At 52.0% G+C, this 20,542-nt stretch carries 16 protein-coding genes; 10 read left to right on the forward strand and 6 right to left on the reverse strand.

The window, feature by feature from the left end:
- Positions 1 to 35 precede the first annotated feature (35 nt).
- Entirely contained in the window at positions 36 to 2,327 is a 2,292-nt protein-coding gene (opgB, locus tag ACLD11_RS05810) for a phosphatidylglycerol--membrane-oligosaccharide glycerophosphotransferase (RefSeq protein WP_411014656.1), read from the forward strand.
- A gap of 168 nt (positions 2,328 to 2,495) precedes the next feature.
- On the opposite strand, the gene tsr is transcribed toward opgB, so the two are convergent.
- A complete protein-coding gene (gene tsr / locus ACLD11_RS05815) occupies positions 2,496 to 4,157 on the reverse strand; it encodes a methyl-accepting chemotaxis protein (RefSeq protein WP_411014657.1) in 1,662 nt (553 codons plus the stop codon).
- 366 nt (positions 4,158 to 4,523) lie between these two features.
- On the opposite strand from tsr, the gene btsT reads away from it, so the two are divergent.
- From btsT to yjiA, 3 genes are all read left to right on the forward strand, one after another.
- On the forward strand, positions 4,524 to 6,674 hold the full coding sequence (gene btsT / locus ACLD11_RS05820) for a pyruvate/proton symporter BtsT (protein WP_411014658.1): 2,151 nt from the start codon (positions 4,524 to 4,526) through the stop codon (positions 6,672 to 6,674).
- A gap of 94 nt (positions 6,675 to 6,768) precedes the next feature.
- Complete coding sequence (locus tag ACLD11_RS05825) at positions 6,769 to 6,972, forward strand: YbdD/YjiX family protein (RefSeq protein WP_000460616.1); 204 nt, start codon at positions 6,769 to 6,771, stop codon at positions 6,970 to 6,972.
- A 10-nt stretch (positions 6,973 to 6,982) separates the two neighbouring features.
- Positions 6,983 to 7,939: a GTPase gene (yjiA, locus tag ACLD11_RS05830; protein WP_411014659.1), complete on the forward strand. Its 957-nt coding sequence runs from the start codon at positions 6,983 to 6,985 to the stop codon at positions 7,937 to 7,939.
- Positions 7,940 to 8,012: 73 nt separating this feature from the next.
- Here yjiA and ACLD11_RS05835 read toward each other — a convergent pair whose 3' ends face one another.
- The 3 genes from ACLD11_RS05835 to ACLD11_RS05845 form a co-directional block, all read right to left on the reverse strand.
- Positions 8,013 to 8,315, reverse strand: coding sequence for a BrnA antitoxin family protein (locus ACLD11_RS05835; RefSeq protein ID WP_000063143.1), 303 nt, complete (start codon positions 8,313 to 8,315; stop codon positions 8,013 to 8,015).
- Complete coding sequence (locus tag ACLD11_RS05840; protein WP_183059840.1) at positions 8,302 to 8,589, reverse strand: BrnT family toxin; 288 nt, start codon at positions 8,587 to 8,589, stop codon at positions 8,302 to 8,304. Before ACLD11_RS05840 ends, ACLD11_RS05835 begins: the two co-directional genes overlap by 14 nt.
- A gap of 267 nt (positions 8,590 to 8,856) precedes the next feature.
- Positions 8,857 to 9,771 carry a restriction endonuclease gene (locus ACLD11_RS05845; RefSeq protein WP_183059841.1) on the reverse strand — a complete coding sequence of 305 codons (915 nt, stop codon included), beginning with the start codon at positions 9,769 to 9,771 and terminating at the stop codon, positions 8,857 to 8,859.
- A 197-nt stretch (positions 9,772 to 9,968) separates the two neighbouring features.
- Here ACLD11_RS05845 and hsdR point away from each other — a divergent pair, with 197 nt between their 5' ends.
- The 4 genes from hsdR (at position 9,969) to symE (ending at position 17,179) form a co-directional block, all read left to right on the forward strand.
- Positions 9,969 to 13,478, forward strand: a complete 3,510-nt coding sequence (gene hsdR, locus ACLD11_RS05850) for a type I restriction-modification system endonuclease (RefSeq protein WP_411014660.1) — start codon at positions 9,969 to 9,971, stop codon at positions 13,476 to 13,478.
- Positions 13,479 to 13,635: 157 nt separating this feature from the next.
- Positions 13,636 to 15,225: a type I restriction-modification system methyltransferase gene (gene hsdM / locus ACLD11_RS05855; RefSeq protein ID WP_411014661.1), complete on the forward strand. Its 1,590-nt coding sequence runs from the start codon at positions 13,636 to 13,638 to the stop codon at positions 15,223 to 15,225.
- Positions 15,222 to 16,631, forward strand: coding sequence for a restriction endonuclease subunit S (locus ACLD11_RS05860; RefSeq protein WP_411014662.1), 1,410 nt, complete (start codon positions 15,222 to 15,224; stop codon positions 16,629 to 16,631). Before hsdM ends, ACLD11_RS05860 begins: the two co-directional genes overlap by 4 nt.
- A gap of 227 nt (positions 16,632 to 16,858) precedes the next feature.
- Positions 16,859 to 17,179, forward strand: coding sequence for an endoribonuclease SymE (gene symE, locus ACLD11_RS05865; RefSeq protein WP_411014663.1), 321 nt, complete (start codon positions 16,859 to 16,861; stop codon positions 17,177 to 17,179).
- A gap of 44 nt (positions 17,180 to 17,223) precedes the next feature.
- Here symE and ACLD11_RS05870 read toward each other — a convergent pair whose 3' ends face one another.
- A complete protein-coding gene (locus ACLD11_RS05870; RefSeq protein ID WP_023221000.1) occupies positions 17,224 to 19,077 on the reverse strand; it encodes a DUF262 domain-containing protein in 1,854 nt (617 codons plus the stop codon).
- Between the two features lie 135 nt (positions 19,078 to 19,212).
- Between ACLD11_RS05870 and ACLD11_RS05875 the strand changes: the two genes are divergently transcribed.
- The gene (locus ACLD11_RS05875) at positions 19,213 to 20,133 is read left to right on the forward strand and encodes a DUF5655 domain-containing protein (protein WP_411014664.1); all 921 of its coding nucleotides are present in this window, start codon (positions 19,213 to 19,215) and stop codon (positions 20,131 to 20,133) included.
- 76 nt (positions 20,134 to 20,209) lie between these two features.
- On the opposite strand, the gene yjiS is transcribed toward ACLD11_RS05875, so the two are convergent.
- Entirely contained in the window at positions 20,210 to 20,374 is a 165-nt protein-coding gene (gene yjiS, locus ACLD11_RS05880) for a DUF1127 domain-containing protein YjiS (RefSeq protein ID WP_000397917.1), read from the reverse strand.
- Here yjiS and ACLD11_RS05885 point away from each other — a divergent pair.
- The gene (locus tag ACLD11_RS05885; protein WP_001581776.1) at positions 20,341 to 20,484 is read left to right on the forward strand and encodes a hypothetical protein; all 144 of its coding nucleotides are present in this window, start codon (positions 20,341 to 20,343) and stop codon (positions 20,482 to 20,484) included. The genes yjiS and ACLD11_RS05885 overlap by 34 nt on opposite strands.
- Positions 20,485 to 20,542: the final 58 nt, after the last annotated feature.

The raw sequence follows: 20,542 nt of genomic DNA on the forward strand, positions 1-20,542 counted from the left end.
GCCAGCGATAAGCCTGGTTTATTGAGGATCGTCAGTTGTCCGAGTTGCTCTCTGTCGCTCTGTTTCTCGCCTCTGTGCTGATATATGCCTGGAAGGCGGGCCGTAACACCTGGTGGTTTGCCGCCACTCTCACGGTGCTGGGACTTTTTGTCATTCTGAATATTACCCTGTATGCCAGCGACTATTTTACCGGCGACGGGATCAACGACGCAGTGCTTTATACGCTGACGAATAGTCTGACGGGAGCGGGAGTCGGCAAATATATTCTGCCGGGAATCGGCATTGCCCTGGCGTTAGTGACGGTATTCGGCGCGCTGGGATGGGTACTACGCCGCCGCCGTCACCATCCGCATCATGTCGGTTACAGCCTGCTGGCGTTACTGCTGGCGTTGGGTTCGGTCGACGCCAGTCCGGCGTTTCGCCAGATTACCGAACTGGTAAAATCACAAATGCGCGATGGCGATCCGGATTTTGCCGTTTATTATAAAGAACCAGCAAAAACCATTCCTAATCCGAAGCTCAATCTGGTCTATATCTACGGCGAGAGCCTGGAACGGACCTATTTTGATAATGACGCGTTCCCCAATCTCACGCCAGAGTTGGGCGCGCTGAAAAATGAGGGGCTGGATTTCAGCCATACCATGCAACTGCCGGGAACGGATTACACCATCGCCGGGATGGTGGCTTCCCAGTGTGGTATTCCGCTGTTTGCGCCGTTTGAGGGCAATGCCTCAGCGTCGGTGTCCAGCTTCTTTCCGCAGAATATCTGCCTCGGCGATATTCTGAAAAACTCCGGCTACCAGAACTATTTCGTGCAGGGCGCTAACCTGCGTTTTGCCGGGAAAGACGTGTTCCTGAAATCACACGGATTTGATCATCTGTACGGCGCTGAAGAGCTGAAAACGGTGGTGGCAGACCCGTCTTATCGTAACGACTGGGGCTTCTACGACGATACGGTGCTTGATGAGGCATGGAAGAAATTTGAAGCGCTTTCCCGCTCAGGCCAGCGTTTTTCGCTGTTTACGCTGACCGTAGATACTCACCACCCGGACGGATTTATCTCACGCACCTGCAACCGCAAACGCTACGATTACGACGGCAAGCCCAACCAGTCCTTTAGCGCCGTAAGTTGCAGCCAGGAAAACATCGCCGAGTTTATCAACAAAATCAAAGCGTCACCGTGGTTTAAAGATACCGTTATCGTCGTCTCTTCCGACCATCTGGCGATGAACAATACCGCCTGGAAATACCTGAATAAGCAAGATCGCAACAATCTGTTTTTCATTCTGCGCGGCGATAAACCGCAGCAGGAGACGCTGGCGGTCAAACGCAACACGATGGACAACGGCGCAACGGTGCTGGATATTCTCGGCGGCGATAATTTTATCGGTCTGGGACGTAGCAGCCTTTCCGGGCAGTCGCTGTCGGAAGTGTTCCTGAATGTAAAAGAGAAAGTGCTGGCGATGAAGCCGGATATTATTCGCCTGTGGAATTTCCCGAAAGAGATAAAAGATTTTACCGTCGATCGGGACAAAAACATGATCGCGTTTTCCGGCAGCCACTTCCGCTTACCGCTGCTGTTGCGGGTATCGGATAAGCGCGTCGAGCCGTTACCGGAAAGTGAATACTCCGCTCCGCTGCGGTTCCAGTTGGCCGACTTCGCCCCGCGCGATAATTTCGTTTGGGTCGATCGCTGCTACAAGATGGCGCAGCTATGGGCACCGGCGCTGGCGCTCTCTACCGACTGGTGCGTCTCGCAGGGGCAGCTTGGCGGGCAGCAAACCGTACAGCATGTCGATAAAGCACAGTGGCAGGGTAAGACGGCGTTTAAAGACACGATGATCGATATGAAACGCTACAAAGGCAACGTCGATACCTTAAAGATTGTCGATAACGATATTCGTTATAAAGCTGATAGCTTTATCTTTAATGTGGCGGGCGCGCCGGAGGAGGTGAAGCAGTTTAGCGGTATTTCCCGGCCGGAGTCCTGGGGGCGCTGGTCAAATGCGCAGTTGGGCGATGAGGTTAAAATCGAATATAAAGCGCCGCTGCCGAAAAAGTTTGATCTGGTGATCACCGCCAAAGCCTTCGGCGACAACGCGAATCGGCCGATTCCGGTACGCGTCGGCAACGAAGAGCAGACGCTGGTGCTGGGTCACGATGTGTCCACTATCACCCTGCATTTCAACAATCCGACGGACGCGAATACCTTAGTCATTGCGCCGCCCGCTCCCGTCTCCACCAACGAAGGTAATATTTTGGGCCATTCGCCGCGCAAATTGGGGATTGGCATGGTGGAGATCAAAGTGGTGAATGTTGAGAGTTAAAAGAGAATGTCATATATGCCGGGTGGCGGCTGCGCCTTACCCGGCCTACACATCATATTTATCAATAAACTGGCGCGTAGGCCTGATAAGCGCTACGCCATCAGGCAAAAGTGTGAATATCTCATCCGGCCTACGGTCATCTGTAGGCCGACTGTTCACCATACGCCCTTAAAACGTTTCCCAATTATCGCTGCCGTCGGCCACAGCGGCCTTTGCTGACGACACGGCTGCCGGGGTTTTTACCGCTGCCACTTCACGCGCACGCTGCTGTTGCTGTTGAATACGGAACACCGCGACGGCCTGGGTCAGACGGCTGGCTTGCTCTTCCAGCGCCGCAGCCGCAGCGGCGGACTCTTCCACCAGCGAGGCGTTCTGCTGCGTTACGCGATCCATCTCCGCTACCGCCAGGCCCACCTGGTCGATACCACGGCTTTGCTCGTCAGACGCCGAGGCAATCTCGCCCATGATATCGGTTACGCGGGTCACTGCATTGACGATCTCATCCATGGTTTCACCTGCGCTTTCGACCAGCGTCGACCCCACATCAACACGGCTCACGGAATCCTCAATCAGACTCTTGATCTCCCGTGCCGCCTGCGCGCTACGCTGGGCCAGATTACGGACTTCACCGGCTACCACCGCGAACCCGCGTCCCTGCTCGCCTGCGCGCGCCGCTTCTACCGCCGCATTCAGCGCCAGAATATTGGTCTGGAAAGCAATACCGTCGATTACGCTGATAATATCGGCGATTTTCTGCGAACTGGAGGCGATATCGCGCATTGTTTGTACGACGTTATCCACCACTTTGCCACCTTTTTGCGCTGTTTCAGAGGCGCTCAATGCCAGGTGACTGGCCTGACGGGCGTTTTCGGCGTTCTGTTTCACGGTGGCGGTCAGTTGTTCCATACTGGCGGCGGTCTCTTCCAGAGACGCTGCCTGCTGCTCAGTACGGGAAGAGAGATCGTTGTTGCCCATCGCAATCTCGCTGGCGCCGCTGTAAATGGCGTTGGCGCCATTGCGCACATCGCCCACGGTACGCACCAGTTCGCTCTGCATATGACGTAAGTTGTCTGCCAGTTGCCCCATTTCGTTAGAGCCTTCCACATCAATACGTTTCACCAGATCGCCGCTGGCGATATGGCGAATACTTTCAATCAGACGATTCATCGGGGCGATAAGCGACAGTTTGATGCCGAACCAGACGGCGATAATGACCACCAGAACGGCAATCAGCACACTGACCAGTACCCACATCGCCTGGTTGTAGGAACTGTTGTTATCCTCAACAGCACTATCGTACAGACGATCGTTTTGCTGCATATAGGCCATGTACTGCTTCTCAAAAGCGTCCTGATAGCTTTGAGTCGGTTGATCAAAAAACTCGTTAATCTTACCCGCGCCAAGAAGCTGAATAAGCTCCGCCAACGCGCCGTGGTAGATATCATAGGTTCGTTTGATCTCAAGGAAAGCCGCCTCGCTCTGACGTGGATCGCGCGGTAACGACTCATACTGCGCCCAGTTTTTTTCGGTCAGTTTCAGCGCATTGGTCGCCCCCTGCATCAGTTCAGCGACAGTTGCGCCACTGCCAATATTGCTCTGGTCCATCATCCAGCGGATACCCGCGCGATTCAGGGTATTACGCGTTTGCAACAGCTCCACCCAGGTTGCATTCAGGGCAGACTGCTGCTGACGAATGGTTTGCAATACGGTGAAGTTTTCTTTGTCATTCTTCAGCGAGTTGAAGAACAGCCCGCCGGATGTCAGTTGTAAAAGGCCAAATAGCGCCAATACCAGCAGTAAGCTGGTAACAATTTTAATTCGCTTTAACATGTTTTCTCTTTCCGCTAGACAGATACAGAATTTTCGGCCTGGAAAGGGAAAACTTTATGGGATGCGCGCCATTAATATCACGATTAGCTCAGTGAAGTCGTTATGACGCCCCGCGCAACAAGGATCGTCCCATTTTATATCGTGATCTCAATCACATAAAATAGCCCACGCCCTCCTCTGCGAAACCGCTTACCGGTACGTCCGACCGCTTAAACCGCCATACAACCACTCACTGATTTACCTAACTTTACGCGCGCGATGATCTGGCAAGATCCTCTCAGCATAGCAGTCAATCTACCTCCTCAAACACGAACTCAATGTCCACCCAGCTTCGGCTGATAATTAAACTTACAACCAGGTTTTACTATGGATACGAAAAAGATATTCAAGCACATACCCTGGGTGATTCTCGGAATCATCGGTGCTTTCTGCCTCTCGGTCGTTGCCCTACGTCGGGGTGAACACGTGAGCGCCCTGTGGATCGTGGTCGCTTCCGTTTCCGTCTATCTGGTGGCTTATCGCTACTACAGCCTGTACATCGCCCAGAAGGTCATGAAACTCGACCCGACGCGCGCGACGCCGGCGGTCATAAATAACGACGGCCTGAACTACGTGCCGACTAACCGCTACGTGCTGTTTGGTCACCACTTCGCCGCCATCGCCGGCGCAGGCCCGCTGGTCGGGCCGGTATTGGCCGCGCAGATGGGCTATCTGCCGGGGACACTGTGGTTGCTGGCGGGCGTGGTGCTCGCGGGCGCAGTGCAGGACTTTATGGTGCTGTTTATCTCTTCCCGCCGTAACGGCGCCTCTCTTGGCGAGATGATCAAAGAAGAGATGGGTACCGTTCCAGGCACCATCGCGCTGTTCGGCTGCTTCTTAATCATGATCATCATCCTCGCGGTGCTGGCATTAATCGTGGTTAAAGCGCTGGCCGAAAGCCCGTGGGGCGTCTTTACCGTCTGCTCCACGGTGCCGATTGCGCTGTTTATGGGCATCTACATGCGCTTTATCCGTCCGGGACGCGTAGGCGAAGTCTCCGTTATTGGTATCGTGCTGCTGGTGGCGTCTATTTATTTCGGCGGCGTGATTGCCCACGACCCGTACTGGGGCCCGGCGCTGACCTTTAAAGACACCACCATTACCTTCGCGCTGATCGGCTACGCCTTTGTTTCCGCGTTGCTGCCGGTATGGCTGATCCTTGCCCCGCGCGACTATCTCGCTACCTTCCTGAAAATCGGCGTGATCGTCGGTCTGGCGCTGGGGATTGTGATCCTCAACCCGGAACTGAAAATGCCGGCGTTGACGCAGTATGTCGACGGTACTGGCCCGCTGTGGAAAGGCGCTCTGTTCCCGTTCCTGTTCATCACCATCGCCTGTGGCGCCGTCTCTGGCTTCCACGCGCTCATCTCTTCCGGTACCACGCCGAAACTGCTGGCCTGTGAGACCGATGCGCGTTTTATCGGCTACGGCGCGATGCTGATGGAGTCCTTTGTTGCGGTGATGGCGCTGGTGGCGGCCTCGATCATTGAACCGGGTCTCTACTTCGCGATGAACACCCCGCCGGCGGGTCTGGGCATTACCATGCCAAACCTGCACGAGATGGGCGGCGAGAACGCGCCGCTGATTATGGCGCAGTTGAAAGACGTTACCGCACATGCAGCGGCGACCGTCAGCTCCTGGGGCTTTGTGATTTCCCCGGAACAAATCCTGCAAACTGCGAAAGATATCGGTGAACCATCAGTATTGAACCGCGCAGGCGGCGCGCCAACGCTGGCAGTAGGTATCGCGCATGTGTTCCACAAAGTCCTGCCGATGGCGGATATGGGCTTCTGGTATCACTTCGGTATTCTGTTCGAAGCGCTGTTTATCCTGACCGCACTGGATGCGGGTACCCGTTCCGGCCGCTTTATGTTGCAGGATTTGCTGGGTAACTTCGTCCCGTTCCTGAAAAAAACCGATTCTCTGGTCGCGGGTATCATCGGTACCGCAGGCTGCGTCGGTTTGTGGGGCTATCTGCTATATCAGGGCGTGGTCGACCCGCTGGGCGGCGTGAAGAGCCTGTGGCCGCTGTTCGGTATCTCTAACCAGATGCTGGCCGCCGTGGCGCTGGTGTTGAGCACCGTGGTACTGATCAAAATGCAGCGTACCAAATACATCTGGGTGACGGTAATTCCGGCGGTATGGCTGCTGATCTGCACCACCTGGGCGCTGGGCCTGAAACTGTTCAGCGCCAACCCACAGATGGAAGGTTTCTTCTACATGGCAAACCTGTATAAAGAGAAGATTGCCAACGGCACCAACCTGACCGCGCAGCAGATTGCCAACATGAACCATATCGTGGTGAACAACTACACTAACGCTGGTTTGAGTATTCTGTTCCTGGTGGTGGTGTACAGTATTATCTTCTACGGTTTCACCACCTGGATGAAGGTACGCAACAGCGATAAACGTACCGATAAAGAAACCCCGTATGTGCCCGTGCCGGAAGGCGGCGTGAAGATCTCTTCACACCACTAAAACTGATGCCGGGTAGCGCGCAGCGATCCCGGCTAGTGTAGGCCGGATAAGGCGCAAGCCGCCATCCGGCTTTATTCATTAACAGGACGGCAGAATGTTTGATACTTTAGGTCAGGCAAAAAAATATCTCGGCCAGGCGGCAAAAATGTTGATTGGTATTCCGGACTACGACAACTATGTCGAGCACATGAAAACCAATCATCCCGACAAGCCGTACATGACCTATGAAGAGTTCTTCCGCGAACGTCAGCAAGCACGTTACGGCGGCGATGGCAAAGGCGGTATGCGCTGTTGTTAATGGAGAGACTATGACCCCGATTGCAGTTACCCTACTCACCGGTTTTTTGGGCGCGGGCAAAACCACCCTACTACGCCATATCCTCAACGAACAACATGGTTTTAAAATCGCCGTTATCGAAAACGAATTTGGCGAAGTCTCCGTTGACGATCAACTGATTGGCGATCGCGCCACACAGATCAAAACCCTGACTAACGGCTGCATCTGCTGTACCCGCTCCAACGAGCTGGAAGATGCGCTATTAGACCTGCTCGACAGCCGCGACCACGGCGATATTGCTTTCGACCGTCTGGTGATTGAATGCACCGGCATGGCCGATCCTGGCCCGATTATCCAGACCTTTTTCTCTCATGACGTGATTTGCCAGCGTTACCTGTTGGACGGCGTGATAGCGCTGGTCGATGCGGTACACGCCGATGAACAGATGAATCAGTTCACCATCGCCCAGTCACAGGTAGGTTACGCCGATCGTATCCTGCTGACCAAAACCGACGTGGCAGGCGACAGCGAGAAACTGCGCGAGCGGCTGGCGCGTATCAATGCCCGCGCCCCGGTTTACACCGTGGTACACGGCAATATTGACCTGAGTCAGTTGTTTAATACCAGCGGCTTTATGCTGGAAGAGAACGTGCTGGCAAGCCAACCGCGTTTCCACTTTATTGCCGATAAACAGAACGATGTGTCGTCAATTGTGGTGGAGCTGGATTACCCGCTGGATATCAGCGAGGTGTCACGGGTGATGGAGAATCTGCTGCTGGAATCAGCGGATAAACTGCTGCGTTACAAAGGGATGCTGTGGATCGACGGCGAACCCAACCGCCTGCTGTTCCAGGGCGTGCAGCGTCTCTACAGCGCCGACTGGGACAGACCGTGGGGCGACGAAACGCCACACAGCACGCTGGTATTTATCGGGATCCAGTTGCCGGAAGATGAGATCAGAGCGGCGTTTGCGGGGTTAAGGAAGTAACCATTAAGCGCTTATCTGGCCTGGCGGAATTTGTAGGCCGGATAAGGCGCAGCCGCCATCAGGCATCTTCTGGCTATTTCTTATTTTGCTCTCGCAGCATCGCTTCGCGCAGAATGGCATTGAGCCGCGTCTGGTAGCCTTTTCCTGGCCGTTTCAGCCACTCCATCACATCGGCGTCAATACGCACCGAGGCCTGCGTTTTTAACGGGCGAAAAAACTTACCACGCACTGCTTCAGACCACTGCCCATCCTCCGAAGCGGGAATGTCGCTGTAATCAATCTCATCATCTGATTTTTTCACCAGCGCCTTCAGTTCAGCCTCATGCTGAGCACTCAGCGCGGATGCGTTGCCGCGTTTATGTTTAACCATGCTCATAACGATTCCTCTCTTTTCTGTCTGCCTTGCGGGCGCTGATGATACGGATAACTTCAAAACCACTTTCGAACCGAACGCTATGAGCAACCAGAATGACCACAATGCCATGAACAAGGCCGAGGGTCTGCCAACGATATTCTCCATTCTCATAACGCTCCTGACGTGACAGGTGTCGGGGATCGTCAAACACCAGTACCGCATCCTCAAAGCGGACACCGTGCTTCCTCAGGTTGCTTTTAGCCTTGTTCGCATTCCATTCAAACTCCATCGGCATGTGTTTTCCCTAATTGTATACACAAAAATGTATATACAATTATCTTACGATTATACCTGGATTGTTGGAAATAGCTTCACAATTTGCGTATTCGAGATAAAAGAAAATTGACCAGAAGAGTAGGCCGCAGAAGGCGCAGCCGCTATCCGGCATGGGTTTAGGCTGATACGCAGCCATAAAAGTCATGTGATTTCTGGGCGAGAGGAAACACGGATGCCCACAACATGCTCCATCACCATTACCCGCAATCAGGTTCCAGCGTTACCACTACTCAAAGTAATCCATATCGAGCTTTGGCAACTTGAGTAAACGTGAGGATACGCCAATATCATTATCAATCATCAGGTGTACCAGCCTGTCGCCATCTACCAGCACCAGACCTTCGACTTTGTTAGCATAGTCTCTGGCATGTGCCGTAAAGCCTGAGGTGGTAATAAAGACGCCACGTTTCACTTTTTGCTCAGGCAATGCACCATAAAAGCCTCTGACTTCAGCGCTCCCAACGGTGCCTTTCCAGCGCTTGGCCTGAACGTAGACTTTTTCCAGCCCGAGCTTATCGAGAGAGATAATACCGTCAATGCCGCCATCGCCGGTTCCCCCTACGCGCTGCAAATCACCGCGATGACCGCCATATCCCAGGCGGTGCAACACATCTAACACAATCACTTCAAAACGCGCCGGCGAAACCTGAAGCAGGTTCTCCAGCAATTCTTCGGCAACAGATTCACGAATCTCATTGAGCGCTTGCTCCAGGCGATCGTCCGGGCTGCTGCGGGCAAGTTCACCTTCCTCAATCGATTCTGGCTGTGGATCTAACGCCACCGCATCCGCCGACTTACTGAGCTTTACGCCGTTGAAATCACAAGCAAAATGACTCACTTCCTGCTCGGTCATCGACTGCGGATGCGAGGCAACCCAGCTTATTCCCGCGGGTGTTAAACACCATTTCCCCCGGGATAGGCTCTGCGATAACCCGGCACGTTTAAGGCGATCGTGCGCCCAGCCGGTGCGGTTCTGGTACGTCAGTTGTCCACTGGTAATCACCTCTGCACGCTGCTGCTCATCTAACCCAAGCATTTCGGCTGCAGCTTCACGCACTTCTCTGACCAAAGCGCCCTCGGGTCGAGTGGCCAGAAAACGCAACACTGGTTCAATAAATTTGTCATATGTTGGAACAGCCATAAATCCATCCCTGCTATTGATATAGATTAGATACCCCGCCGGAGAACGATACTCTTCAGGAAAACATTAGGAAAGAAGCAGTTACTCTCTGATTGTTCGTTGATCACACACAATATGAAGTCTACCATGGGTCTGTTATTTTCCCTTTACAGCACAGGGTAATAACGTCTTCCCGCTCAGGAACCGGATAGATAAAAATGAACAAATCTAACTTCGACTTTCTCAAAGGCGTCAACGACTTCATTTACGCCATCGCCTGCGCGGCGGAAAACAACTATCCGGACGATCCTAATACCACTCTGATAAAAATGCGCATGTTTGGCGAAGCCACCGCGAAACATCTCGGCCAGTTGCTGGATATACCCGCCTGCGAAAACCAACATGACCTGCTGCGCGAACTGGGCAAGATTGCGTTTATTGATGACAGCATTCTTGCCGTTTTCCATAAACTGCGCCGTATCGGTAACCTCGCCGTCCACGAATATCATAACGATCTGGACGATGCCCAAATGTGCCTGCGGCTCGGGTTCCGTCTCAGCGTCTGGTACTACCGGCTGGTGACCAAAGATTACGATTTCCCGGTGCCGGTTTTTGTGATGCCTGAGCACGGCGAGGATCGCTACCACGCCGAAGTCCTCACTCTCAAACAGCAGCTGGAACGTCAGGCGCAGGAGAAAGTGCAAAGCCAGGCCGAGCTGGAAGCTCAGCAGCAAAGGCTGGTTGCGCTCAACGGCTACATTGCCATCCTTGAGGGCAAACAGCAGGAAACCGAAGCTCAGACCAAAGCGCGTCTGGCTGCGCTGGAGGCACAGCTTGCGGCAAAAGATGCCGAACTGGCGAAGCAAACCGAACAGGAACGTAAGGCCTATCACAAAGAGATCACCGATCAGGCGATCAAACGCACGCTGAATCTCAGCGAAGAAGAGAGCCGCTTCCTGATTGACGCCCAGCTTCGTAAAGCGGGCTGGCAGGCCGACAGTAAAACGCTGCGCTTTGCCAAAGGCGCTCGCCCGGAACCGGGCGTCAATAAAGCGATTGCCGAGTGGCCGACGGGCACAGATGAAACGGGTAAAACAGGCTTTGCCGATTACGTGCTGTTCGTTGGCCTGAAGCCCATCGCCGTCGTTGAAGCAAAACGCAAAAATACCGATGTCTTCAGCAAGCTCAACGAGTCTTATCGCTACAGCAAATACTTCGATAACGGGTTTTTACGCGATACGCTGCTGGAGCACTACGCTCCCGACGACGTACACGAAGCCGTGCCGGAGTATGAAATCAGCTGGCAGGACACCAGCGGCAAACAGCGCTTTAAAATCCCCTTCTGCTACTCCACCAACGGGCGCGAATACCGCGCGGCGATGAAGACCAAAAGCGGTATCTGGTATCGCGACGTCCGCCACACCACCAACATGTCGAAAGCGTTGCCGGAATGGCATCGCCCGGAAGAACTGCTGGCAATGCTGGGCAGCGACCCGCAGAAACAAAACCAGTGGTTTGCTGAAAACCCCGGAATGAGCGAACTGGGCCTGCGCTATTACCAGGAAGATGCCGTCCGCGCGGTGGAGAAGGCTATCGTTGACGGTCAGCAAGAGATCCTGCTGGCGATGGCGACCGGTACCGGTAAAACCCGTACCGCCATCGCCCTGATGTTCCGCCTGATCCAGTCGCAGCGTTTCAAGCGCGTGCTGTTCCTGGTCGACCGTCGCTCGCTCGGCGAACAGGCGCTGGGATCGTTCGAAGATACGCGCATTAACGGCGACACCTTTAACAGCATTTTTGATATCAAAGGCTTAACCGACAAATTCCCGGAAGACAGCACCAAAATTCACGTTGCCACGGTTCAGTCGCTGGTCAAGCGCACGCTGCAATCCGATGAGCCGATGCCGGTTGGCCGCTACGACTGTATCGTCGTTGATGAAGCACATCGCGGCTACATTCTCGATAAAGAGCAGACCGAAGGCGAGCTGCAGTTCCGCAGCCAGCTGGATTACGTTTCCGCCTACCGTCGCATTCTCGATCATTTCGATGCGGTAAAAATCGCCCTGACCGCCACGCCAGCACTGCACACGGTGGATATTTTCGGCGAGCCGGTTTACCGCTATACCTACCGTACGGCGGTGATCGACGGATTCCTGATCGACCAGGATCCGCCGATTCAGATCGTCACCCGCAACGCGCAGGATGGGGTCTATCTTTCCGAGGGAGAACAGGTGGAACGCCTGAACCCACAGGGCGAGCTGATCAACGACACGCTGGCCGACGATCAGGATTTTGAGGTCGCCGATTTTAACCGTGGCCTGGTGATCCCGGCCTTTAACCGCGCGGTATGCGGCGAGCTCACCAACTACCTGGATCCTACCGGGCAGCAAAAAACGCTGGTGTTCTGCGTCACCAATGCCCATGCCGATATGGTGGTTGACGAGCTGCGTACCGCATTTAAGAAAAAGTACCCGCAGCTTGAGCACGACGCGATCATCAAGATCACCGGTGATGCCGATAAAGACGCGAAGAAAGTGCAAAGCATGATCGTCCGCTTCAACAAAGAGCGGCTACCCAATATCGTGGTCACCGTCGACCTGCTGACCACCGGCGTGGATATTCCGTCTATCTGTAATATTGTGTTCCTGCGCAAAGTCAAAAGCCGCATTCTCTACGAGCAGATGAAAGGGCGCGCCACGCGTCTGTACCCGTCAGTAGGGAAAACCAGCTTTAAGATTTTCGACTGCGTCGATATCTACAGCTCGCTGGAAAGCGTCGACACCATGCGTCCGGTGGTTGTGCGTCCGCAGGTGGAACTGCAAACGCTGGTCAATGAAATTACCGACTCAGAAACCAACAAAACCATCGAAGCGGATGGCCGCAGTTTTGCCGAACACAGCCATGAACAGCTGGTCGCTAAGCTGCAGCGAATCATCGGCCTCGCCACCTATAACCGCGATCGCAGCGAAACGGTGGATAAGCAAGTACGTCGTCTGGACGAGCTGTGCCTGGATGCCGCAGGCGTCAACTTCGGCGGCCTGGCTTCGCGCCTGCGGGAAAAAGGGCCGCACTGGAGCGCCGAGATTTTCAATAAGCTCCCCGGCTTTATCGCCCGCCTCGAAAGGCTGAAAACCGACATCAACGCCCTGCGCGATGCACCGATCTTCCTCGATATTGACGATGAGGTGGTGAGCGTCAAATCGCTGTACGGCGATTACGACACGCCGCAGGATTTCCTCGAAGCCTTCGATGCGCTGGTGCAGCACGCTCCGAACGCCCAGCCCGCGCTGCAGGCGGTGATCAATCGCCCGCGCGACCTCACCCGTAAAGGGCTGGTGGAATTGCAGGAGTGGTTTGACCGCCAGCATTTTGAAGAGTCTTCCCTGCGCAGCGCGTGGAAAGCGACGCGCAATCAGGATATCGCCGCCCGCCTGATCGGCCATATCCGCCGCGCGGCGGTGGGCGATGCGCTCAAACCGTTTGACGAGCGTGTCGATCACGCGCTGGCGCGTATCAAGGCCGAGAACGACTGGAGCGACGAGCAGATAAACTGGCTCGACCGTTTAGCGCAGGCGCTGAAAGAGAAAGTGGTGCTCGACGACGACGTCTTCAAAACCGGCAATTTCCACCGTCGAGGCGGTAAGCCAATGTTACAGCGCACCTTTGATGACAACCTCGACAGCGTGCTGGATAAGTTCAGCGATTACATCTGGGACGAACTGGCTTAAGAGGGTATCATCCCCGTTTTCGCCGGATGGCGGCGATGCCTTATCCGGCCTACACCTAACCCTGTAGGCCTGATAAGCGAAGCGCCATCAGGCATCTGAAACGCTCAATCACTTTTGCGACCCACAATGGTGGTCGCCATGTCAAATAGGATCTTCAATGAACAATAACGATCTGGTCGCCAAGCTGTGGAAACTGTGCGACAACCTGCGTGACGGCGGCGTCTCCTATCAAAACTACGTCAATGAACTCGCCTCGCTGCTGTTTTTGAAAATGTGCAAAGAGACCGGCCAGGAAGCGGACTACCTGCCGGAAGGCTACCGCTGGGATGACCTGAAATCGCGCATTGGTCAGGATCAGATGCAGTTCTACCGCAACCTGCTGGTTCAGTTAGGCTCAGATGAGAAAAAACTGGTGCAGGCGGTATTCCATAATGTCAGCACCACCATTGAGCAACCTAAACAGTTGACCGAGCTGGTCAGCTATATGGACGCGCTGGACTGGTACAACGGCAATCACGGTAAGTCTCGCGACGATTTCGGCGATATGTACGAAGGCCTGCTGCAAAAGAACGCCAACGAAACCAAATCCGGCGCGGGTCAGTATTTCACCCCGCGTCCGCTGATCAAAACCATTATCCATCTGCTGAAGCCGCAGCCGCGTGAAGTGGTGCAGGATCCGGCGGCAGGTACGGCAGGCTTTTTGATTGAAGCCGACCGTTACGTTAAATCACAAACTAACGATCTGGATGACCTTGATGGTGACACCCAGGATTTCCAGATCCACCGCGCGTTTATCGGCCTTGAACTGGTGCCCGGCACCCGCCGTCTGGCACTGATGAACTGTCTGCTGCACGATATTGAAGGCAACCTCGACCACGGCGGCGCCATCCGTCTGGGCAACACGCTAGGCAGCGACGGTGAAAACCTGCCGAAGGCGCATATTGTCGCCACCAACCCACCGTTTGGCAGCGCCGCGGGCACCAACATTACCCGTACCTTCGTGCACCCGACCAGCAACAAACAGCTGTGCTTTATGCAGCACATTATTGAAACCCTGCACCCCGGCGGTCGTGCGGCGGTGGTGGTGCCGGATAACGTGCTGTTTGAAGGCGGCAAGGGCACCGATATTCGTCGCGACCTGATGGACAAGTGCCATCTGCACACCATCCTGCGTCTGCCGACCGGCATCTTTTACGCCCAGGGCGTCAAAACCAACGTGCTGTTCTTTACCAAAGGTACGGTCGCCAATCCGAACCAGGATAAAAACTGCACCGACGACGTGTGGGTGTATGACCTGCGTACCAATATGCCGAGCTTCGGCAAGCGCACGCCGTTTACCGAGCAGCACCTGCAGCCGTTTGAAACCGTCTACGGTGAAGATCCGCACGGCTTAAGCCCGCGCGCCGAGGGTGAGTGGAGCTTTAACGCCGAAGAGAGCGAAGTCGCCGACAGCGAAGAGAACAAGAACACCGACCAGCACCAGGCCACCAGCCGCTGGCGCAAGTTCAGCCGCGAGTGGATCCGCACCGCCAAATCCGATTCGCTGGATATCTCCTGGCTAAAGGATAAGGACAGCATTGACGCCGACAGCCTGCCGGAGCCAGATGTGCTGGCGGCAGAGGCGATGGGCGAACTGGTACAGGCGCTGGGCGAACTGGATGCGCTGATGCGCGAGCTGGGCGCGGGCGATGAAGCGGATGCTCAGCGTCAGTTGCTGAATGAAGCGTTTGGCGAGGTGAAGGCATGAGTGGGGGGAAATTGCCGGAGGGGTGGGCTACAAGCACAATCAATGAAATGTGCAACCTCAATCCCAAACTTAAACTTGATGATGATTTAGATGTTGGATTTATGCCGATGGCCGGTGTTCCAACAACCTATTTAGGTAAATGTAACTTTGAAACCAAAAAGTGGAGTGAAGTAAAAAAAGGATTTACTCAATTTCAGAACGATGATGTTATTTTTGCCAAAATCACGCCATGCTTCGAAAATGGAAAAGCTGTTGTAATCAAAGAATTCCCTAACGGCTATGGTGCCGGTAGCACTGAATATTATGTTCTTCGGTCTATTAATGGGTTAATTAATCCCCATTGGTTGTTTGCTTTAGTTAAAACTAAAGATTTTTTAACTAATGGAGCACTTAATATGTCCGGTTCAGTCGGACATAAACGTGTTACTAAAGAATTTCTTGAGAACTATGGTGTTCCTGTCCCACCTCTTGCCGAACAAAAAGTCATCGCCGAAAAACTCGATACGCTGCTGGCGCAGGTAGACAGCACCAAAGCACGTCTTGAGCAAATCCCACAAATCCTGAAACGTTTTCGCCAATCAGTGATAGTTGCAGCAGTAAACGGGCAACTGACAAAAGAACTTCATAAAAAAAATAAATTCAAGTTAACAGAATTGAATATTTCTATTCCATCTTTATGGAAAATCAGTGAGATTGGTCAATTTGCTGATGTCAAAGGTGGCAAGAGATTACCTAAAGGTGAATCATTAATAGCTGAGAATACAGGGTTTCCATATATTAGAGCAGGGCAGCTAAAAAATGGAACTGTTCTTCCTGAAGGACAACTATACTTAGAAGAATATATACAAAAAAGTATTTCTAGATATACAGTCTCATCTGGAGATCTTTATATAACTATTGTTGGTGCATGTATTGGTGATGCTGGTATAATTCCAGATGTTTATAATAATGCAAATTTAACTGAAAATGCTGCCAAGATATGTAATTTAAACGAAAATATTTTCAATAGATTTCTTTCTTTATGGCTGAGAAGTAGTTATCTTCAGGATATTATCAATTCAGAAATAAAATCAGGAGCTCAAGGGAAGTTGGCTTTGGCAAGGATAAAATCACTCCCATTGATACTACCACCACTCCAAGAACAACACGAAATCGTCCGCCGTGTCGAACAACTCTTCGCCTGGGCCGACACCATTGAAAAGCAGGTCAACAGCGCCCTGACCCACGTCAACAGCCTCACCCAGTCGATCCTGGCGAAAGCCTTCCGCGGCGAGTTGACCGCCCAGTGGCGTGCGGAAAACCCAAGTCTTATCAGCGGTGAAAACAGCGCTGCCGCCCTGCTGGAAAAAATTAAGGCCGAACGCGCCGCCAGCGGCGGTAAAAAAACCTCGCGTAAAAAAGCCTGACGCTTATTTTCAAGCGCGCCTGACCGGTGCGCTTTTTATTATTTCCCCGCAATCATAACTATCAAAAATATATCCAACCCCTTCCTGAACATTCCCATTACAGTCTATTTTCAGCTGGACTTTTCTTTTATTTACTGATGTTATGTACAGGTATTTAGCGCGATATGGCCGTGCGGGAACACGGCCATATCACTCATCACAATCACTATTCCAGGAGAATAGCCATTATGACTACCGTCCATTCTATTGCAGAATTCACCAATCCAGAAGTCTCCCCGGCAAATAACCGTAAAGGCACCGTCAGTTATGCGAGCCGCTTTGAAGATCACCAGCATATTCCGGCGATTATCATGAAAGGCCAGTGGCTGGAAGCCGCCGGTTTTGCCACCGGCACCAAAATCGATATCAAAGTGATGGAAGGCTGTATCGTACTGACCGTGAAACCACCAGAGCCTGAGCTGGTTGAGTCTTTACGGCAAGTAAGCAAGCTGTCAGTATGTAAACAAAAGCAAGTTCAAACGTTTATCCGCGTGATTTCTTCTAAATAGGCAGGAAACCCAGGTGCGATTTAATTCGTACCTGGGTTGCAGTATCAGACATCAATCTCGTCTGTTGCTGTCTCTAATTCAGCAACATCATCCTGACTAATATTTTTTCCCATTGCCGCTTCGATCAATTTCAGCAATTGTTTTTTTCGATCGGCAAAAAATGCCTCGAAACTATCCTGCCGTAACAACGAAGGCTCAATAAAGTGGCTGCGTAGGATCGCATCCATCTCGGCATTCTCCAGACCTACCTGCGGATGCGTCTGGATCTGCGACAGATACTCAGCCGGAGATCTCCCACCAATCATTCGATTGGCCTTATAGGAGATTGATGTTTTATTAATGATAGAGTTATACACTGCTGGACTAATATTATTAGTCTCGCACCATATCTTGGGGAAAATATGGTGAATATCAAGTGCAATCTCACCATAATCTAACTTTTGGATCGTCGACTTCCAGAAAAAGTCTTGAGCACCATTGCGTAGGATCAACACGCTTAGCGCTTTATACGCGGCGCTCAATCGGGAGCGTAACGTCAATAAACGCCCAGGCTGGAATGAGGCTTCATAAATCGTACGGGGCTCTTCACCTTCCCCCTCAATCCAGTTTAATAACTCTTCCACATCATTCGCAATACGTGTTTCTACCGCGCCGCCGTACAGTTCCCCCAGAACACCGCACCAGAACCAGCGCGCCAGTTTGTCATAAATTTTGGGTTCCAGCCAATTGCCTTGTAATTGCGATAACACTGCTGCCAGCGGCACAAGCTGCGTACGGTAAGGCAGATCCCATGAGTGCATAAAACATTCATGATGGAGAAATTTAGCGGCAAGTAAGAAGCCTTTTTCCACATCGTCGGCCCAGCAATGATAATCTTCAAGAGAAAGCGCTAATACTGAAACACGTTTAGCACTTACTGCAGTAACTGATTTCCCTGTCTTCCCTTCGGCCAGATCGGCACGCCGTTTTTTTAGCGTATTCAATATGCTGATAGCCTGTAAAAAGTCAGTCGGCTCTACGCCCTGTAGGATAGCTTCTTTATTCAGTACATTTCGGCGGCCAAATTTTTGACGCAAATTACTGCCAAACCAGTCATCCCGAAGATTAAACCCATCAGCCGCAAAACTGGCGGTCACCAGTTCAAATACGGATAGTGGAACACCACCGGTATTAACCTTTTCAAACACCAGGCAAACGGCCTCTTTGCTAGTTGATTTACCCAATTTAATAACAGGCAGCAAATAGTTCCTAAAGGCATTCAGAATTTTTTCACGGAACTGCATATAAGTGAAAAATTTTTCTTGTGAACACTTATATAAATGACTTTCCCATGCATCAGAGTTGATAATTTGGTTACAAGGGAAAAATAATGCTTCGCACTCTTTTTGCACGGTAGAAAAATCCATTTCAACCGTTTCCCCAAATGAGTTAACAAAAGTTTTTATATCACGACCAAAATTCATCGTTACTTTTTTAGACTTTTCAACAGAAATAAAAGCTTCATCAAGCCTATTGTCCAGAGCGGCCTCAATATCAATATAATAAAAACGGTCTATCTGCTTTCCTTTCTCGTTAAAAGTCTTAACGGGCGTATCCAGCATCAGGACTTGAGTCAAGGATGTTAAACGTTGCTGGCCATCCAGAATCAACATCTCAGGCTCGGTTTTCTGCAATTCTACATTTTCAACGGGACGCACCTGGAAGCGAACTTCTCCCCCAGTCTCCAGCAGCATAACCGCACCAACGGGAAAAGAACGGGCAATACTGACCAGCAAAGACCGCACATGCTCATCATCCCAAACCCAACCACGCTGGAAATCAGGCAACTGTACCCGTCCATCAGTAATCTGCCCCAGGATATCTTTTAAAGCAATTTTCGTCGTGTCAAACGTACTCATTCTGGCGCTCCTGCCATTTTCTCTTTTCAAATTAATAAATTACCACAAATAACATATCCTCAGACTCAATTTTATGCTTTCTGATTCTACTCTGTGCAATATCATACCCGGTAATATGAAATTCAGGAGGGATCCATGAGCGATATCCAGCTTTTCCGCCTCGGTGGCGGGAAAGTACAAGAACTGCCGGGCAAAGCCGCGGCCATTGAAAAAGATCTGCAAATGCTGATCGAATCCCATATGGAAAAATTCCTTGGCGTCCGCTTTCTCGAGACCGAATACCGCACGGGTAAAACCCATCGTGGGCGAATTGATTCCCTCGGCCTCGATGAAAATAACTGCCCGGTGATTATTGAATATAAGCGCCACAGCAATGAAAACGTCATTAACCAGGGGCTGTTTTATCTCGACTGGCTGCTCGATCATAAAGCGGAATTTCAGTTGCTGGTGATGGAAAAAATAAGTAAAACCGCGGTCAAAGCCATTGACTGGTCCGGCACACGGTTAATCTGTATTGCCGCCGATTTTAATAAATACGACGAACATGCCGTTCAGCAAATCAACCGCAATATCAACCTGATTCGCTACAAGCTTTTTGCCGACGACCTGTTAATGCTGGAACTGGTTAACGCCGTGGTCGAAAATAGCCCTCAGTACATCATCGCGAACGGTTCCGCCAGCAGCGGTAAACGCCATACCCGCACGCAGCGCGAACAGCTCTCTTCGGCCTCTCCCGCGCTGCTTTCATTATATGAACAGCTAAAAAGTTATGTGCTGTCACTCAGTGATGAGGTTCAGTTTAAAGAGCTTAAGCTCTATGACGCCTTCCACCTCATTCGTAACTTTCTGTGCGTGGCCGTTTATCCCGTGACCGACCCACACCTACGCCTGTGGCTGAAAATTAATCCACAGCATATCCAGCTTGAAGAAGGATTTAGCCGGGACGTCACAAACATTGGCCACTGGGGAACCGGCGACGTCGAATTGATTGTGCGTAACGAACACGATCTGGATAAAGCCAAACTGCTGATCGAGAAAGCCTGGCAGGAAAATTAGCGTTCCAGGATATCCGCCTACTGGAGAGGTTAAGATAAGATTATCCAGCCTTTCCAGTTTTACTGGCTCTTATCTGTTATTCCACATCCTTCCTTTCCAACCCAATATCCCTTAACTGCTCGTCACTCATTCGTCGCAGCGCCTGACAGGCCCGCTTACGCAGCCACCACCTTTTTAGCGCCCGTCTGAGCTGCACAAAGCCAATGAATGGTTGTCTGGGGCGGTTCTCGTAAAATTCCATACCAGCCTCCGCATAGAACAGAAAATGCGGGCATCATGAATGTCTGTACAAACAATATCGGGATAAAAAGCACGGTTAGTGCAACGTGGATAAATAAGGAGGGCGACTGAAGGTGTTTTGTTCGCTTATTTCGTTCTGATTTAAGATCCGCGTCCTTCGCTGCAAAAA

This window comes from Salmonella sp. 741265116_PST (genome assembly GCF_046567715.1).
Taxonomy (GTDB): Bacteria; Pseudomonadota; Gammaproteobacteria; order Enterobacterales; family Enterobacteriaceae; genus Salmonella; species Salmonella enterica.

Coding starts and splice junctions, on each gene's coding strand:
- hsdR (WP_411014660.1), top strand. CDS start 9,969: ATGAACAAATCTAACTTCGACTTTCTCAAAGGCGTCAACGACTTCATT.
- btsT (WP_411014658.1), top strand. CDS start 4,524: ATGGATACGAAAAAGATATTCAAGCACATACCCTGGGTGATTCTCGGA.
- ACLD11_RS05870 (WP_023221000.1), bottom strand. CDS start 19,077: ATGAGTACGTTTGACACGACGAAAATTGCTTTAAAAGATATCCTGGGG.
- ACLD11_RS05860 (WP_411014662.1), top strand. CDS start 15,222: ATGAGTGGGGGGAAATTGCCGGAGGGGTGGGCTACAAGCACAATCAAT.
- tsr (WP_411014657.1), bottom strand. CDS start 4,157: ATGTTAAAGCGAATTAAAATTGTTACCAGCTTACTGCTGGTATTGGCG.
- yjiA (WP_411014659.1), top strand. CDS start 6,983: ATGACCCCGATTGCAGTTACCCTACTCACCGGTTTTTTGGGCGCGGGC.
- ACLD11_RS05875 (WP_411014664.1), top strand. CDS start 19,213: ATGAGCGATATCCAGCTTTTCCGCCTCGGTGGCGGGAAAGTACAAGAA.
- ACLD11_RS05840 (WP_183059840.1), bottom strand. CDS start 8,589: ATGCCGATGGAGTTTGAATGGAATGCGAACAAGGCTAAAAGCAACCTG.
- ACLD11_RS05835 (WP_000063143.1), bottom strand. CDS start 8,315: ATGAGCATGGTTAAACATAAACGCGGCAACGCATCCGCGCTGAGTGCT.
- yjiS (WP_000397917.1), bottom strand. CDS start 20,374: ATGGAATTTTACGAGAACCGCCCCAGACAACCATTCATTGGCTTTGTG.
- symE (WP_411014663.1), top strand. CDS start 16,859: ATGACTACCGTCCATTCTATTGCAGAATTCACCAATCCAGAAGTCTCC.
- ACLD11_RS05885 (WP_001581776.1), top strand. CDS start 20,341: ATGGTTGTCTGGGGCGGTTCTCGTAAAATTCCATACCAGCCTCCGCAT.
- hsdM (WP_411014661.1), top strand. CDS start 13,636: ATGAACAATAACGATCTGGTCGCCAAGCTGTGGAAACTGTGCGACAAC.
- ACLD11_RS05825 (WP_000460616.1), top strand. CDS start 6,769: ATGTTTGATACTTTAGGTCAGGCAAAAAAATATCTCGGCCAGGCGGCA.
- ACLD11_RS05845 (WP_183059841.1), bottom strand. CDS start 9,771: ATGGCTGTTCCAACATATGACAAATTTATTGAACCAGTGTTGCGTTTT.